Here is a 15,701-nt window from a genome sequence, read left to right as displayed (position 1 = left end):
TCATGCAACGCTTCTCTGGCAAGGTCGTCGTCGTCACCGGCGCGGCGCAGGGCATCGGCCGCGGCGTCGCGCTGCGCGTGGCGGCCGAAGGCGGCAGGGTGCTGTTCGTCGATCGCGCGGATTTCGTCGCCGAGGTGGCGGCCGAAGCGCCGCAGGGCGAGACGGCCGGATTCGTCGCCGATCTCGAAACGTACGAAGGCGCGCACGCGGCGATCGCCTGCGCGGTGCAGACGTTCGGCGGCATCGACATCCTGATCAACGGCGTCGGCGGCGCGATTCGCATGCGTCCGTTCGCCGAGTTCGAGCCGGCGCAGATCGACGCGGAAATACGCCGTTCGCTGATGCCGACGCTCTATACCTGCCACGCGGTGCTGCCGCACCTGCTCGCGCGCGGCGGCGGCACGATCGTCAACATCTCGTCGAACGCGACGCGCGGTATTCGCCGCGTGCCGTATTCGGCGGCGAAAGGCGGCGTCAATGCACTGACGGCGGCGCTCGCGATGGAATACGCGGAGCACAACATCCGGGTCGTCGCGACCGCGCCGGGCGGCACCAGTGCGCCGCCGCGCCGCGTGCCGCGCAATGCGGCCGGCGACAGCGAGCAGGAACAGGCGTGGATGGCCGAAGCCGTGCGGCAAGTGAACGATTCGACGTTCTTCAAGCGCTACGGCAGCCTCGACGAGCAGATCGCGCCGATCCTGTTCCTCGCGTCCGACGAGGCGAGCTACATCACCGGCACGGTGCTGCCGGTCGCGGGCGGCGATACGGGTTGAGCGGCGTGCCGTGAAGCCGCTTGCACGTGTTCATCGACAACCAACCGGCCGGCGGAAAGACGCCGGCCACGGAGACATCCATGCGTGATCGCAAAGCCTTCGTTCCGGCGGGAATGGAAGCGGTGTACGAGAAAATCGGCTACGCGCCCGGCCTGAAAGTCGGCGATACGCTTTACGTATCCGGCCAGATCGGCCGCGACGCGGCGATGCAGCTGGTCGAAGGCCGCGAAGCACAGATGGTGCAGGCGTTCGAGAATCTGAAGCTCGTGCTGGAGGCCGCCGGCGCATCGTTCAACGACGTGGTCGACCTGACGACGTTCCATACCGACATGCGCGACCTGCCGTTGTTCATGCAGGTGCGCGACCGCTACCTCGATGCGCATCCGAAGCCGGCATGGACGGCGGTCGGCGCGCACATGCTGGGCGGGTCGCCCGGTTATATCGTCGAGATCAAGGCGGTGGCCGTGCTGCCGGCGTGATCGCGGCGGCCACGCGCCGGCTCAGCCCGGCGCGGCCGGATCGTCGCGTTCCGCCGCCGGCAAATACGCCATGCCTTGCTCGTCGTACAGGTCGTAGATGAGCCGCAGCATGCGTTCGATGTCGTCGGATGCGTCGAGCATGCGCATGCTCATGATGATCGGCGACACGAGCCGCGTGTCGTCCAGCTCCTGGTATGACACGTCGTCGCGTTTGAGCCCGTACACGCTCTTCGGCACAATCGACACGCCTTCGCCCGCCGCGACGAGCCCGAGCGCGATCTGCAGTTCCCGCGTCTCCAGCACGCGCGCCGGCTTGAGCGCGCGATCGTGGAACGCGGCGAGCACCTGGTCCGCATAACTCGGGCGCGGCGCCTTCGGAAACACGATCAGCGTTTCGTTGAGCAGGTCGTGCAGCGACAGCGCCGCGTTCGTTTCGCACAGCCGATGGCCGAGCGGCAGCGCCGCGATCATCGGTTCCTCGCGCAGCACGACGCGGCGCACGCTCGGGTCGTTGAGGCGGATGCGCCCGAATCCCACGTCGATGCGGCCTTCCTTGAGCGCCTTGATTTGATCCATCGTCGACATCTCGTGCAGGCTCAGTTCGACCTCGGCATGCAGCTGTCGATAGCGGCGAATGACTTTCGGCAGCATCCCGTACAGCGTCGAGCCGACGAAGCCGACCGACAGGCTGCGTTCGATCTTGCCGACGCGGCGCGTCATCGATTCGAGCTCGGCCGTTTGCTCGAGCAACTGCACTGCGTGCTGGTGGAAGAAGCGGCCGGTCTCGGTGAGTTTCAGCGGGCGCGATTCGCGCTCGAACAGCAACGCGCCGAGTTGCTGTTCGAGTTGCTGGATCTGCCGGCTCAACGGCGGCTGCGCGATGTGCAGCCTTTGTGCGGCCCGCGTGAAGCTGCGTTCTTCGGCGACAGCAACGAAATAGCGCAGATGGCGTAGCTCCATGTTCCTTGCCGTCGAGTGGAGAGAGGGGATGAAGCCGCGGGGCCGTGAATTGGCTTTCCACATTCTACGGCAGCTTCAACGCGGGTGTGGCCGGCTTTAGCAGGTAAATTAGTTCGGTTTGCAGATGGATTCATTCGATGCGACAACCGTATCTGCACCAAATAAGGGCGAGCAACCCTTGCATACCTCTCAGATATAAACCGATACCCATTCGGTGTTGGACTGGCCAATTTGTGGTCGCTACTATCGCCGCAAACAGGTTGCAAACCCGAACGGAACCATGCAACAAGGAGACGCCCCCCGATTACATTCCCTATCGGCCGGAAGCCAGCGGCGAGTCGAACCACAGCGTGTCGACGCTCGACGTGCATGGCGTGCTTGATCCGGTCCATTCGCATTTTTCAGAGAAGAACCCGCGTTTCAACCCGGCGGATACCGACGGGGGCTTTACCGAGTCAGCGGGGAAAAAGTTCAACGATTCCGGATTATTGATCAGTCATCCGTAGGAATCGGACTTACCCATATCAAGGTTTGGAGACAGCATGAGATTTCAGCATCTCGCAGGCGGAGCTTTGCTCGGATTTGCGACGGCCGGTTTTGCACAAAGCAGCGTGACGTTGTATGGCGTCGTGGATACGGGCGTCGAATACGTGTCGCACGCCAATGCCCAAGGGAAGGGCATCGTGCGCATGCCTTCGATCACCGGCGAGTTGCCGTCGCGCTGGGGGCTGCGCGGGTCGGAGGATCTCGGCGGCGGCTACAAGGCCGTCTTCGCGCTCGAAAGCGGCTTCAACGTCGGCAACGGCACGATGGGGCAAGGCAGCCGGCTGTTCGGCCGGCAAAGCTGGGTGGGGATCGAAAGCCCATACGGCACGCTGTCGTTCGGCCGTCAGTACACGATGACGTATTACGCGGTGCTCGATTCCGACCTGCTCGGCCCGAACATCTACGGCTTGCCGTCCCTCGACGCGTACATCCCGAACGGCCGCGCCGACAATGCCGTTGCGTGGCGCGGCAAGTTCGGCGGCTTGACGGCAGGCGCGATGTATTCGTTCGGTCGCGATTCGGCCGGTACCGGAAACTCGCCGGGTCAAGGCACGTGCGCGGGCCCGACGCCCGGCGACATGACCGTGTGCCGGCTGTGGTCCGCGATGCTGAAATACGATTCGACGTCGTTCGGCGCGGCCGCGTCGTATGAAGAACAGCGCGGCGGCGGCGCGACGGCCGCCGCGAACTTCTTCGACGGCGTCAAGCCGATGCCGCTGACGTCGAACGGCGACAAGGACGATCGCGCGCAGCTCAACGGTTACGTCAACGCGTTCGGCGTGAAGGTCGGCGGCGGGTGGATCGGCCGCTGGGTCGACACCGGTTCGTCGGGCGGCCCGAACGTGCACTCGAACCTGTTCTATCTCACCGCCAACTACTACGTGACGCCGGCTTTCCTGGTCGACGGCGGCGTCTATCACGTCAACGTGTCGGGCCAGGATGCGCGCGCGACGCTCGGCGCGTTGCGCGGCACCTACTTCCTGTCGAAGCAGACGGCCGTCTATCTGCAGGGCGCGTATCTCGCCAACAGCGCGCACGCGGCATTCACGATCAGTGCCGGCGGTGGCGGCACGACGCCCGCGCCGGGGCAAAACCAGGTGGGGGTGATGGCCGGTATCCGGCACATGTTCTGAGCGGCTCGCTTTGAACGACCACGGAGCGAATCGGTGCGCGCCGGTTCGCTTTCAATCATGCAAATAACTCGAAAGAACACGGAGGGACGGTATGGAGTCGACGATCAGCGGCAAGAGCAGTCGCAGGGCACGGCGTTTGGGGGTGGTGGCTGTTGCGTCCGCAATAGGAACCATGGCGTTGTCCGGCTGTAACGATCACGACGTTGAAACGTCCGGAAGCGGCACGACATCCGTCGCGCTGGAATGCAACGACACGATGAAAGCGCGATTCGCGCCGGACGCGAACACCACCGTGATTGCCGTGAAGTCGTTCAAGGCCGGCGACCCGCTCGTGCTTGCTGCGTCGGCCGCCACGTCCGCGACACCGGTGGCCGGCAGCGATCTGTGCCTCGTCAAGCTGAACGTCGGCCCGGGCAACGCGGGCCCGGCGGGCGCACCGTCGACGTCGGCGGGCATCGGCATGGAAATCTGGCTGCCGACGCCGGCGAACTGGAATCACCGGATCCACAACCTCGGCGGCGGCGGGTGGCAAGGCGGCGCCTATGACGACCCGACGCAGATCGCCAGCGCCGGCGGCGTGCCGGGCGCGGCGACGATCGCGGCCGCCGAGGGCGCGGTGGTCGGCACGACGGATACCGGGCATGCCATCCCGAACGGTTCGTTTGCGATGAATCCGGATGGAACGATCAACACGACGCTGTGGGGCGACTTCGCGCAGCGCAGCCTGCACGAACTGGCGTTGAAGACGAAGGCGCTGGTCGCGGCCTACTACGCGACGCCGCAGAAGTATGCGTACTGGGACGGCTGTTCGACGGGCGGCCGGCAGGGCTACAACGAGGTGCAGAACAACCCGTCCGACTACGACGGCTATCTGAACGGCGCGCCTGCGTTCAACTGGTCGAAGTTCATTACGGGCGAGCTCTATCCGCAGGTCGTCGCGCAAAACGATCTGGGCGGCATGACGTTGACCGACGCGCAGCAGACGCTGCTGTCGGGGGCGGCTGTCAGTGCGTGCGATTCGGTTGGCGGCCAGCATCTCGGTTATCCGATGGACCCGGCCCAGTGTCGCTACGATCCGACGCAGGACGCGAACGTGCTGTGCGCCGGCGTGAAGATCGGCGCCGTCACCGGAACGAACGTGACGGCCGCGTGCGTGACGGCCGCGCAAGCGACCGCGATGAACAAGACCTGGTATGGAATGACGCGCGACGGTTCGGTGCCGAGCCCGGCTGCCGACATCGGCACGGCAACGTCGCTGGCCAGCAATCAGCTGTGGTTCGGCCTGATGCGCGGAACCCTCACCGGGGCGCTGGCCGGATCGTCGCCGTTCAGCATCTCGACCGACCTGGTTGCGCTGGAACTGCAGGATCCGACGATTGCAGGCGCGAACTTCACGAACGCGACCGGAAACGGCGCGAACAAGTGGAAGAACCTGAACTATGCGGGCCTCGCGAACGCATACGATCAGGGCATCGCGCTGCAGACGTCGTTCGGCAACATCAATACCGACAATCCGGACCTGTCGGGGCTCGTGAAGGCCGGTGCGAAGGTGCTGCACTATCACGGCCTCGCCGACCCGCTGATCACGCCGTCGGGCAGCATCAACTATTACGAACGCGTGGCGAGCCGGATGGGCGGGATCCCGGCCGTGCAGCAGTTCGACCGGTTGTTCCTGGTTCCGGGCATGGGGCACTGCAGCGGCTACGGCGGCGTCACCGGTACGGCCGGCCCCACGCAGACGGCGAATACGGTGCCGCTGCCGCATGCCGACCGCCAGGACCTGTATGCGAAGCTGGTCGACTGGGTCGAGCACGGGAACGCACCGACCAGCATCAAGCTGGCGTCGGCGGACGGCAGCGCCAGCCAGCCCGTTTGCATGTATCCGGCGAAGGCCACGTACAACGGTTCGGGTTCGATCAAGGACGCGGCGAACTATTCGTGCAAGTAAGGGCGGGCGACCGGATGCGCGCGGCGGAGCAGGCCGCGCGCATTTTTGGGTGTGGCTGACGACGCGGTGGCTGTGCCGTTGAAATCTACTTCGTGTCCTGCAATCCCTGCATGCTCAGCGGTGCCGTCAGGTCGACAAAGGATCCGGCGACCAACTGGTTCCCGCGCCACAAGACTGGCGCGGCCATGAAGCACGACCGCAAGGCGGGTCCCGTCGGGGTGAGGTCGAAAACCGCGTCGCCGCAAGGCAGGCCGTCGATGATCGTGCCGGCGCTGACCTCGGCCCTGGCCCGGTCGCAACAGTTCTCGGGGATGAAAATCAGGCCGTCGATCGGAACGTTGCCGAGCAGGACAGGGTGCGGGCTATGGATGGACTGCAGCGCGCGCTTTGCACCCCAGCCGAAAAAGCCGCCGGCTCCGTCGTAGACGGCGTGACTTCCGGGCGGGAAGGTCGCCCCGAGCACCACCAGCGGTTGGGTCGTGACCTCGTCCCGGCCGCTGTATCCGTCCAGCGCGTATTCCTTGAGGAGTTCGCCGCCGAGCAGCAACGCGGGCAGGAAGAAAAACAGTACGGTGCAGGCGAGCCGCTTCAATATCGGCATTCGGCGACGGAGCAGCACGAAGACCACCAGGGTCAGCACGACCCAGAACACCGACGCAACCGTCAACGCAGCCATCGCGATGCCGCCCAGTTCACCGGCTTCGGCACGGCTTACCGACGGAAACAGCGCAAACGGCAGCGCCGGCATGGCAAACTTACCCAAGCGGGATCGGAGGTGTCGGAGTCGCATCGGTTGTGTTTTCAATGAATGGTGAATGTTATTCGAGGCCGGGAAGGACGACTTTCATGCATGCGTGCGCGATGGACTTGAGCCGAACGCTCGTCATCGGCAATTCGGGTTCCGGGAAGAGCTGGCTGGCCGAACGTATCGCTGGGCACATCGGCGCCCCCTGCGTCGATCTCGATCAGATCCATTGGCTTCCTGGCGGTTACAACGCTGCCCGCGAGCGGGCGGACGCGATTCGGCTGGTTCGACAGGCCGCGGGCGCCGATCGCTGGATCATCGAAGGCATTTACGGCTGGCTCGTCGACGAAGTCAAGCGGGATGCGAGCGCGCTGATCTGGCTGTGCATCGACGAAGCCGAATGCGTGGCCAATATTCGGCGGCGCGGCATTCGTCGCGGCGGCTCCGCCGATGCTTTCGCCGCGTTGCAGGATTGGGCCGCGACCTACCGGTCGCGAAGCGGGTCAAGCTCGCATGCCGCCCACGAGGCCCTGTTCGATCAGTTCGCTGGCGACAAGACCATGCTTCGGTCGCGCGACGCCGTCACGCAGTTCGCCAGCCGGTTGCCGTTCTGAGAAAAGCGGGCTTGACGACATTCCGGCTGTCGCGAGCGTGCCGCGCAGCGCAGTTCGGCGAGTCGCGCACGGGCTGCCGGGATGTCGAATACGCGTGCGATTGCGGTCGGCGCGTCGACCTGCCCGATCGGGACTCGCTTCCGCCAGGGAAGCCGGCGCACCGCGTTGATGCAGGACGTCCCCCGCGCTACTTGCGAATCGCTTCCCGCAACCGCCTGACCTCCTGCTCCGACACTGGCGCGGCACGATTCCCCCACGCGCCGCGCACATAGCTGACCACCGCCGCGATCTCGCTGCTCGTCAGCACGCCGCGCATCGCCGGCATGCGCCGCAGCGGCCCGGGGCTACCGCCGGGCGCCTTCGACGACGATGCGGATTGTGCTCGTCGGATCGGCCGCCAGCACGGCCGGGTTCCCGGCGAGCGGCGGCCCGTGATCGCGTACGCCCGCACCGTCGGCGCCGTGGCAGCGCGCGCAGAACGCGGCGTACACACCGGCCCCGGGCGCCTGCTGGCCGCCTTCCGGACGCGGGCCGGCGGCCGTCAGCCGCGCGGTGCCGACACCCAGCGGATTCGTCGCGGCGGTCGGACGCGCCGGCAGCGATTTCAGGTAGGTGGCGATCGCGTAACGATCGGCGTCGGTGAGCAGCGCGGTACTCTCGCCGACCACGGGTGCCATCGCGCCGAACACCGCGCCGCGCGCCGCATGGCCGCTGCTCAGGAAGGCGGCGATGTCATCGGCCGACCAGCGGCCGAGGCCGTCCGTGTCCGCGCCGGTCAGGTTCGGCGCGAACCAGTGATCGTTGATGCCGCCGGTCAGGAACGCCGTGCTGTGCTCGTCGTAGCCGCGCTCGTTGAAACCCGGGCCGCGCGGCGTATGGCATGCGCCGCAGTGGCCGAGCCCCTGCACCAGATACGCGCCGCGATTCCATTCCGGCGATCGCGACGGCGACGGCACGAACCGGTCGTGGTTGGCGAACGCGAAACCCCACAGTGCGAGCGCCCAGCGCTGGTCGAACGGAAACGGCAGGCGCGTGACACGCACCACGTTCGCGGACGGCGCGACGCCGCGCATGAAATACGCATACAGCGCTCGCACGTCGTCGGCGCTCAGCCGTGCGAACGATGGGTAGGGCATGGCCGGATACAGCCGGCTGCCGTCCGCGCGCACGCCGCGGCGCAGCGCATCGTCGAATTGCCGCAGCGTGTCATGGCCGATGCCGTGCGCCGGGTCCGGCGTGATGTTCGGCGCGTAGATCGGCCCGAACGGCGAATTCACCGGTTGGCCGCCCGCGTACGGCGTGTGGTCGGCCGCGTCGTGGCAGGCCGCGCAGTCGCCGGCGAGCGCGAGATAGCGGCCGCGCGCGATCGTCGCGGCGTCGGTGTCCGCGGCGGCGGCCGCGATAGTCGGGCGGCGGGCTGCCGACGCCGAAGCAGTCGCCGGCGGCGCGGCGGAAGCGGCGGAGGACGCAGCGGCGGCACGCGGTTGCGAAAGCCGCGGGTCCTCGCTCGCACGCGCCGACATCGATGCGCCGGCCGCCGCAGCCGATTCACGAATCCGCACGTAATGCCAGTCGGACGCGGGCTCTGCCGCCGGCACCGAAGCCGACGATGCCGTTTCGGTCGCATCGTCGGCCATGCCGCTCTCGTCGGCCCGGCCGCAGCCGGCGAGCGCGATGCAAGCGGCCAGCACGACACCGGCGCGGCGGCGCCGAACGTGCAACGACGATGCGAACGCGATCAGCGCCATGGACTGCAAGGCCCCACGAAAGCCGTGACGATCCCGGTGAACACGAGACCGGTCACGAACCCGAGCGCGGCGAGCATGCCGCAGCGCGCAAGAAAACGCGTGCTGTCGTCGTGCGTCGCGGCGGGCGCGTCGGCATCGCGCCGGTGCCGCCATGCGCGCGCGAGCCAGGTCGCACACGCCGCGGCCAGCGCGAACGCGCACGCGGCGATCAGCGCGAGCCAGACGCCTACGTGCGCCCAGCGCGGCACGGCCTGCGCGACGCCGAGCGGGTAGCACGCGGTCGACGCGAGCGTTTCGGACACGAGCATCTGCGCGAACCATAGCGCGGGTGCGCCGACGAGGCCGGCCGCGATCGCCAGCAGCGGCGTCCACGCGCGTCGCGCGCCGTTCATCCCGCGCTCCCGAGCCAGTACGGCGACACGTACAGCGCGGTGAAGATGAACAGCCACACGATGTCGACGAAATGCCAGTAGAGCCCGCCGACCGTCAGCGCGACGCGCCGCTCGCGGCCGAAGAAGCCGGCGGCCGTCCACCCGGCGAGCAGCGCGAGGATCGCGAGACCGGCGACGACGTGCGCGAGGTGGAACCCGGTGATCGTGAAGTACAGGCTGCCGTACAGATGCGCGGTTGGCCCGTACGGATGGTCGCGCCATTCGTGCAGCTGGACGAGTGCGAACACGGTGCCGAGCACCAGTGCGACGACGAGCGCCGCCACCGCGCGCCGCCGCCGGCCGGCCCGCACCGCGCGCTCGGCGAGCCACACGAACACGCTGCTCGACAGCAGCACGACCGTGTTGCCGGCCGCGAACCCGATCTTCGGCATCCCTTCGGGCGGCCACGGCGCGGCCGATTGCGACTGCAGGTAGAAATAGCAGAACAGCAGGTAGCCGAACAGCCCGGCCTCGGTCACGACGAGCGTCACGACGCCCCACCAGCCGCCCGCGCGCTCGCCGCAACTGCCGACCGGCAGCGGTTCGACGCATGCGGTCGGCGCGCCGCGCGGCACCGTGGCCGACGACGGCGCGTCGGGATGAGGCCCGGCCGCCGCCGCCGGTGCCTGCGTGAGGTCGCGAGCCGGCAATCGCCTGCGCTGCCCGAGCGTGCGACGCGGCCACAGCCACGCGCTGGTGGCGATCGCGCAGCCGGCCACGGCCACGCAGACGAGCGCGGGCGAGCGCACCAGCATCGCCGCGAACACGCCGGTCGCGAGCAGCGCGAGCACGAACGGCACGCAGGTGTCGTCGGGCATCTTCAGGATCGCGTTCGGCATGGCCGCAAGCGGCGTGACGGCGAGCGCCTCGCGGCCGTCCGCGAGCCGGTAGCCGACATGCACGCTGGTGCGCCGCGCATCGTCACGCGTTTCCCACAGCGGATGCCGCGACGCGACGAGCGGCAGTACCGCGAAGTTGTACACGGGCGTCGGCGACGCGACCGACCATTCGAGGCCGGCCGCGCCCCACGGATTCTCGCCGGCGCGCGCGCCGTGCCGGGCGCTCACCAGCGCGTTGACGATGAACATCACGATGCCCAGCCCGAACACGAACGAGCCGATCGTCGTCAGCAGGTTCGACGTGTCCCAGCCCATCCCCGCCGGATACGTGTAGATGCGGCGCGGCATCCCGAGCAGCCCCGAGATGTGCATCGGGAAGAAGCCGAGGTTGAAGCCGACCAGCACGACCCAGAACGTCACGTGGCCGAACCGTTCGTTCATCATTCGCCCGGTGAACTTCGGGAACCAGTACGCGATCCCGCCAAGCACCGGGAACACGTTGATGCCGAGCAGCACGTAATGCAGGTGCGCGACGACGAAATACGTATCGGTGAGCTGCCAGTCGAGCGGCACGGCGGCCGTCATCACGCCCGATACGCCGCCGATCACGAACATCAGCACGAAGCCCGCGAAATACAGGAACGGCGTGCGGAACACGGGGCGGCCGGTCCAGATCGTCGCGATCCATGCAAACACCGCGACCGCGCTCGGGATCGAGATCAGCATGCTCGCCGCGCCGAAGAACGCGAGCGCGAGCGGCGCAATGCCCGTCGCGAACATGTGGTGGACCCACACCTCGAAGCCGATCAGCATCGTCGCGACGGTCGATACCGCGACGGCCTCGTACGCGACGAGCGGCCGCCGGCAGAAGGTCGGCAGCGCGTCCGACACGATGCCCATCGCGGGCAGCACGACCACGTAGACCCACGGGTGCGCGAACATCCAGAACAGGTGCTGCCACAGCAGCGGCCGGCCGCCGTGCGCGACGTCGAAGAAATGCGTGCCCGCATTGCGGTCGAGCCACAGCAGCAGGAATGCGAGGCTCACCGACGGCACCGCGACGAGGTTCGCGACCGACGCCGTCAGCGTGCCCCACACGATGATCGGCAGCCGGTCGATCGACATGCCGTGCGCGCGCATCCGCAGCAGCGTGACGACGAAGTTCGCGGCGCCGCCGGTCGTCGAGATGCCGAGCAGGATCATCCCGAGCGCATAGATGTCGATGTTCGCGCCGGCGCTGTAGTCGAGCGACGTGAGCGGCACGTAGTTGAACCAGCCGCCGTCCGGCACCGCACCGAGCGGAAAGCTCGCGTACAGGAACAGCCCGGCGAACAGGAACGCCCAGTACGAAAACGCGTTCAGCCGCGGGAACGCCATGTCGCGCGAGCCGAGCATCAGCGGCCACAGGTAGTTCGCGAAGCCGGACAGCACGGGCAGCGCGTACAGGAAGATCATCGTGACGCCGTGCATCGTGAATAGCGAGTCGTATTGAGCAGGCGTGAGCAGCGTCGCGTTTGGCCGCGCGAGCTGGATGCGCATCACGAGCGCCTCGACGCCGCCGAGCAGCAGGAACACGAACGCCGTGACGATGTAGCGCAGCCCGATGCGCTTGTGGTCGACGGTGCCGAGCCAGCCGCGCCAGCCGGGCGCCGATTCCCACAGCCCGGCGAGCGCGCGCTCGTGCGCGGAGCCCGGCGGCGCTTCGCCGAGGTCGGGCACGCGGCTGAGCGGGACGGGCGTGTCGCGGGCAACGTCCATCGGCGTCCTCCGTTCAGTGCAGCGTCGCGAGATACGCGGCGAGATCGTCGGCGTCGCGCGGTGCGAGCGCGATCGACGGCATCAGCGTCTGCGGCTTGATCTGCTGTGCATGCGCGATCCAGCGGCGCAGGTTGTCAGGCGTGTTGTCGAGCGTGCCGGCCGCGAGCAGCCGGCGCGTGCCGACGTGCGTGAGATCGGGGCCCGCGTCGCCGGTCGCGTCGGTGCCGCGCACCGCGTGACAACCCGCGCAGCGCGCGGCGAACACGCGCTGGCCGCGCCGTTCGGTGCCGGTGGCGGCAGCCGGCGCCGGCTGCCGCTGCGCGGCGAGCCATGCACGGAACGCGTCGGGCGGCTCGGCCACGACCTCGAATGCCATGTGCGCGTGTTGCGCGCCGCAGTATTGCGAGCACTGCCCGCGATAGACGCCCGGCCGGTCGGCCTGCAACCATTGCCGGTTGGTCTGGCCGGGAATCGTCTGCGTCTTGCCGGCGAGCTGCGGCACCCAGAACGCGTGGATCACGTCGGCGCTCTTCAGCTCGATCGCGACGGGCTCGCCCACCGGGATATGCAGCTCGTTTGCGGTGACGAACGTGGCGCCGCCCGCGCTGTCCGCGTTGTCCGGATAGCGGGCGGCCCACCACCAGTCGTATGCGGTCACGACGATCGTCAGCGCGGGCGGTCGCGGCGGCGATGCGACCGCGCCGAGCACGCGCAGCATGTAGACGAGCACGCCGAACAGCAGCACGATCGATATCGCGCTGCCGACGGCCACGAACATCAGGCCGTCGCGCTGACCGCCGGCGGGCGGGCGGCGGCGAAACAGCGCGACCAGCAGCAGCACGGCGATCGCGATGCAGACGAACGCGCACAGCGCGAGCAGCGCCCAGCCGAGCACGAACACGGGCTGCGCGGCCGGCCCGGCTGCGTGCACGACATACGCGAGCGGCAGCGGCTCGCCGGCCGCACGCGCGGCGGCCGGCGCGACGGCGCAGGCCGGCACGGCGATGCACGCGGCATGGCGCGCTTTCATGGGCGGCGGGACGGGCAACGCGACTCCTTGCCGAGTTCGACGACATGAGGACAGCAAGTCGCGCTGGAGCAATTCCCGTGCGCACCCGGTGCGGAAGCATGCGACCAGCGCGTTGCGTGCACAACGTTCCGCGTGTTACAGCCCGTTGTAAATCTGGCGCCCGAGCGCGGCTGGCGCACCGATCGCAAGGGCGGTGCGCGATACGGCACGCCGCTTGCTACGCAGATCGCGTTCCGGTGTGGCTGTCGCGAAGCGGCGGCGGCATGCCAGCCACCCTAAAAAGGGAGGGTCCGAACGTGAAAACCGTCGCGATCACGGGCGCGAGCGCCGGCGTCGGCCGCGCGACCGCCCACGCCTTCGCGCGGCGCGGTGCGAACGTCGCGCTGCTGGCGCGCGATCCGCGCCCCGTGGCGCCCGTCTACGCGCCGGAGGTGGCGGCCGATGCAATCGTGCACACCGCACGTCGTCCGTGCCGCGAGCGCTGCGTCGGCTGGTCGTCGCTCACGGCGATCGTCGCGAACGGTATTACGCCCGGCTGTTTCGACCGCGATCTCGCGCATACGGCCGTGCGCGGCCAGCAACGTTCCGAGCCGGCCGTCGCCGTGCTCGCGGCAGGTCTCGCCGCCGCGCGCAAGTGGAACCGGTGAGCGCGATGCGGATCGAGGACTACGCGCTCATCGGCGACGGCCGCAGCGCCGCGCTCGTCGCGCGCGACGGCAGCATCGACTGGCTGTGCTGGCCGGACTTCGATTCGCCGCCGTGTTTCGCCGCACTCGTCGGCACGCCGGAGAACGGCCGGTTCCGGCTGTCGCCGCGGGATCGGTCGGCCCGTGCGACGCGCCGCTATCTGCCCGGCACCGCGATTCTCGAAACGACGTTCGACACTGCGTCGGGCTGCATCGTCGTGATCGACTGGATGAGCTGGGCCGCGCCCGATCCTTGCCTGATCCGCAGCGTGCGCGGCGAACGCGGGACGGTCGAACTCGACATCGATCTCGGCGTGCGCTTCGACTATGGTCGCGCGCTGCCGTGGTGCCGCCGCTTCGGCCGGCGCTGGCGGATGATGACGGGCGGCGACGCGATGTGGCTCGACACCGACGCGCGGCTCGACGTGCAGAGCGACCGGCTCGTCGGCACGCAGCGCGTCGCGGCGGGCGAGCGCGTCGACTTCTGCATCGGTTACGCGCGCTCGTACGATCGGCCGCCGCCGGTGCCCGATGCGTACGCGTCGCTGCGCGACACGCACGCGTTCTGGCGCGCGTGGTCCGACTGCAATGCGGCGGAGGGGCCGTATCGCGACGCAATCGAGCGCGCGCTGATCACGGTGAAGCTGCTGTCGAGCGTGCGCACGGGCGGCATCGTCGCGGCGCCGACGAGTTCGCTGCCCGAGTGCCTCGGCGGCGCGCGCAACTGGGATTACCGATTCTGCTGGCTGCGCGACGCGAGCTTCACGCTGCGTGCGCTCGTGCGCTGCGGCTACCGTGACGAGGCCGCACGCTGGCGTGACTGGCTCGTGCGCGCGATCGCCGATCATCCGTCGCAACTGCAGGTGCTGTATGCGGCCGACGGCGGGCGCCGCGCGGACGAATGGGAGGCCGCTCATCTGGCCGGCTACGAAGGCGCGCGGCCGGTGCGCTTCGGCAACGCGGCGGCCGAGCAGCAGCAGCTCGACGTTTACGGCGAGGTGCTCGCAGCGCTGTACCAGGCGCGCCGGCACGGGCTGCCGCCCGACGACGACGCATGGATGCTCGAGCGGCGGCTGATCGAGCATCTCGCGACGATCTGGCGCGAACCGGACGAGGGGATCTGGGAAGTGCGCAGCGGCCGGCACCTGTTCACGTCGTCGAAGGTGATGGTGTGGGCCGCCGTCGAAAGCGCGTACCGTTCCGCGCGCGCGTTCGACCACCGCGCGCCGCTCGGTGTGTGGCGGCGTTGGGCCGATACCGTCCGTGAAGACGTGCTTGCGCGCGGCTACCACGCGCAGCTCGGCCGCTTCGTCGACCGTTTCGACGGCGACGGGCTCGACATCAGCCTGCTGTTGATTCCGCTCACGGGGATGCTCGACGCGTCCGACCCGCGCGTGGTCGCGACGGTCGCCGCGATCGAACGCGAACTGGTCGACGACGGCTTGCCGTTCCGCTATCGCCCGCCGCGTTTCGCGGACGGTTGCGAAGGCGACGAAGGCGCATTTCTCGCGGCCGGCTTCTGGCTCGCGCAGGTCTACCGGATGCAGGGGCGCGACGACGACGCGCGTGCGCTGTTCGAGCGGTTGCTCGGCTTGCGCAACGACGTCGGGCTGCTGTCGGAGGAATACGACGTGAAGGCGCGGCGCATGTGCGGGAATTTCCCGTTCACGCTCGCGCAGGTCGGACTCGTGAATACGGCGCTCGCGCTGCAGGGCGACGTCGACATCGGTTAGGGCGCCGCGCCGTTCCGCACGCTTTCCTTACGATTCGCCGTTGCCGTCCTTCCCGCCCTTGCCGCTGCGTTCGCCGTTGCCCGACCGCACGGCCGCCAGCTGGCGCTGCGGATCAACGCGGAAGGCAAGCGCGTGACCGCAAGATGCTCCGAATGCGATGGAGGCCATGAACGAGGCTACCGGGCATGCGAGATGCTCGTCCGCTCGACGACGCCCGCATACGGGACCGAACGCCGTGCCGCCGTTCGCGGCCGGCCCCGCGCGTGCGCCGAGATCCA

13 protein-coding genes and 1 pseudogene are annotated in these 15,701 nt (G+C 68.5%); 8 read left to right on the top strand and 6 right to left on the bottom strand.

The window, feature by feature from the left end; translation table 11 throughout:
• Positions 1-2 precede the first annotated feature (2 nt).
• Together benD and CUJ89_RS34680 are read left to right on the top strand one after the other, a co-directional pair.
• The gene (gene benD, locus CUJ89_RS34685) at positions 3-773 is read left to right on the top strand and encodes a benzoate diol dehydrogenase BenD (protein ID WP_114181962.1); all 771 of its coding nucleotides are present in this window, start codon (positions 3-5) and stop codon (positions 771-773) included.
• Positions 774-853: 80 nt separating this feature from the next.
• The gene (locus CUJ89_RS34680; RefSeq protein WP_114182459.1) at positions 854-1,252 is read left to right on the top strand and encodes a RidA family protein; all 399 of its coding nucleotides are present in this window, start codon (positions 854-856) and stop codon (positions 1,250-1,252) included.
• 21 nt (positions 1,253-1,273) lie between these two features.
• On the opposite strand, the gene CUJ89_RS34675 is transcribed toward CUJ89_RS34680, so the two are convergent.
• Complete coding sequence (locus CUJ89_RS34675; protein WP_114181961.1) at positions 1,274-2,212, bottom strand: LysR family transcriptional regulator; 939 nt, start codon at positions 2,210-2,212, stop codon at positions 1,274-1,276.
• 350 nt (positions 2,213-2,562) lie between these two features.
• Here CUJ89_RS34675 and CUJ89_RS38130 point away from each other — a divergent pair, with 350 nt between their 5' ends.
• The 3 genes from CUJ89_RS38130 (at position 2,563) to CUJ89_RS34665 (ending at position 5,839) form a co-directional block, all read left to right on the top strand.
• Positions 2,563-2,718, top strand: a complete 156-nt coding sequence (locus tag CUJ89_RS38130) for a hypothetical protein (RefSeq protein WP_161556581.1) — start codon at positions 2,563-2,565, stop codon at positions 2,716-2,718.
• A 36-nt stretch (positions 2,719-2,754) separates the two neighbouring features.
• Entirely contained in the window at positions 2,755-3,891 is a 1,137-nt protein-coding gene (locus tag CUJ89_RS34670) for a porin (RefSeq protein WP_114181960.1), read from the top strand.
• A gap of 91 nt (positions 3,892-3,982) precedes the next feature.
• A complete protein-coding gene (locus CUJ89_RS34665; RefSeq protein ID WP_114181959.1) occupies positions 3,983-5,839 on the top strand; it encodes a tannase/feruloyl esterase family alpha/beta hydrolase in 1,857 nt (618 codons plus the stop codon).
• Positions 5,840-5,924: 85 nt separating this feature from the next.
• Here CUJ89_RS34665 and CUJ89_RS34660 read toward each other — a convergent pair whose 3' ends face one another.
• Entirely contained in the window at positions 5,925-6,602 is a 678-nt protein-coding gene (locus CUJ89_RS34660; protein WP_152036693.1) for a hypothetical protein, read from the bottom strand.
• Between the two features lie 98 nt (positions 6,603-6,700).
• On the opposite strand from CUJ89_RS34660, the gene CUJ89_RS34655 reads away from it, so the two are divergent.
• Complete coding sequence (locus CUJ89_RS34655; protein WP_114182458.1) at positions 6,701-7,198, top strand: adenylate kinase; 498 nt, start codon at positions 6,701-6,703, stop codon at positions 7,196-7,198.
• Positions 7,199-7,385: 187 nt separating this feature from the next.
• On the opposite strand, the pseudogene CUJ89_RS34650 reads toward CUJ89_RS34655, so the two are convergent.
• The 4 genes and pseudogenes from CUJ89_RS34650 to coxB form a co-directional block, all read right to left on the bottom strand.
• Positions 7,386-8,946: pseudogene (locus CUJ89_RS34650) on the bottom strand (c-type cytochrome).
• Positions 8,937-9,338: a cytochrome C oxidase subunit I gene (locus CUJ89_RS34645; protein ID WP_114181957.1), complete on the bottom strand. Its 402-nt coding sequence runs from the start codon at positions 9,336-9,338 to the stop codon at positions 8,937-8,939. The pseudogene CUJ89_RS34650 and the gene CUJ89_RS34645 overlap by 10 nt, the downstream one beginning before the upstream one ends.
• Positions 9,335-11,974, bottom strand: coding sequence for a cytochrome c oxidase subunit I (gene ctaD / locus CUJ89_RS34640; RefSeq protein ID WP_114181956.1), 2,640 nt, complete (start codon positions 11,972-11,974; stop codon positions 9,335-9,337). Before ctaD ends, CUJ89_RS34645 begins: the two co-directional genes overlap by 4 nt.
• Before the next feature lie 13 nt (positions 11,975-11,987).
• Positions 11,988-13,004 carry a cytochrome c oxidase subunit II gene (gene coxB, locus CUJ89_RS34635; protein ID WP_114181955.1) on the bottom strand — a complete coding sequence of 339 codons (1,017 nt, stop codon included), beginning with the start codon at positions 13,002-13,004 and terminating at the stop codon, positions 11,988-11,990.
• Positions 13,005-13,300: 296 nt separating this feature from the next.
• Here coxB and CUJ89_RS34630 point away from each other — a divergent pair, with 296 nt between their 5' ends.
• Together CUJ89_RS34630 and CUJ89_RS34625 are read left to right on the top strand one after the other, a co-directional pair.
• Positions 13,301-13,651 (top strand): SDR family NAD(P)-dependent oxidoreductase, encoded by a 351-nt coding sequence (locus CUJ89_RS34630; protein ID WP_114181954.1) that lies wholly within the window; start codon positions 13,301-13,303, stop codon positions 13,649-13,651.
• 5 nt (positions 13,652-13,656) lie between these two features.
• Positions 13,657-15,423, top strand: coding sequence for a glycoside hydrolase family 15 protein (locus CUJ89_RS34625; RefSeq protein WP_114182457.1), 1,767 nt, complete (start codon positions 13,657-13,659; stop codon positions 15,421-15,423).
• Positions 15,424-15,701: the final 278 nt, after the last annotated feature.

The organism is Burkholderia pyrrocinia, from assembly GCF_003330765.1.
Taxonomy (GTDB): Bacteria; Pseudomonadota; Gammaproteobacteria; order Burkholderiales; family Burkholderiaceae; genus Burkholderia; species Burkholderia pyrrocinia_B.
Note: the sequence above shows the minus strand (reverse complement) of the source record. Positions and strands in the feature narration are given on the sequence as shown.

What these genes read in the sequence shown, in the direction of transcription:
- coxB (WP_114181955.1), bottom strand. Translation starts at nt 13,004, where the DNA reads ATGAAAGCGCGCCATGCCGCGTGCATCGCCGTGCCGGCCTGCGCCGTC.
- CUJ89_RS34665 (WP_114181959.1), top strand. Translation starts at nt 3,983, where the DNA reads ATGGAGTCGACGATCAGCGGCAAGAGCAGTCGCAGGGCACGGCGTTTG.
- CUJ89_RS34680 (WP_114182459.1), top strand. Translation starts at nt 854, where the DNA reads ATGCGTGATCGCAAAGCCTTCGTTCCGGCGGGAATGGAAGCGGTGTAC.
- benD (WP_114181962.1), top strand. Translation starts at nt 3, where the DNA reads ATGCAACGCTTCTCTGGCAAGGTCGTCGTCGTCACCGGCGCGGCGCAG.
- ctaD (WP_114181956.1), bottom strand. Translation starts at nt 11,974, where the DNA reads ATGGACGTTGCCCGCGACACGCCCGTCCCGCTCAGCCGCGTGCCCGAC.
- CUJ89_RS34670 (WP_114181960.1), top strand. Translation starts at nt 2,755, where the DNA reads ATGAGATTTCAGCATCTCGCAGGCGGAGCTTTGCTCGGATTTGCGACG.
- CUJ89_RS34625 (WP_114182457.1), top strand. Translation starts at nt 13,657, where the DNA reads ATGCGGATCGAGGACTACGCGCTCATCGGCGACGGCCGCAGCGCCGCG.
- CUJ89_RS34675 (WP_114181961.1), bottom strand. Translation starts at nt 2,212, where the DNA reads ATGGAGCTACGCCATCTGCGCTATTTCGTTGCTGTCGCCGAAGAACGC.
- CUJ89_RS34655 (WP_114182458.1), top strand. Translation starts at nt 6,701, where the DNA reads ATGGACTTGAGCCGAACGCTCGTCATCGGCAATTCGGGTTCCGGGAAG.
- CUJ89_RS34645 (WP_114181957.1), bottom strand. Translation starts at nt 9,338, where the DNA reads ATGAACGGCGCGCGACGCGCGTGGACGCCGCTGCTGGCGATCGCGGCC.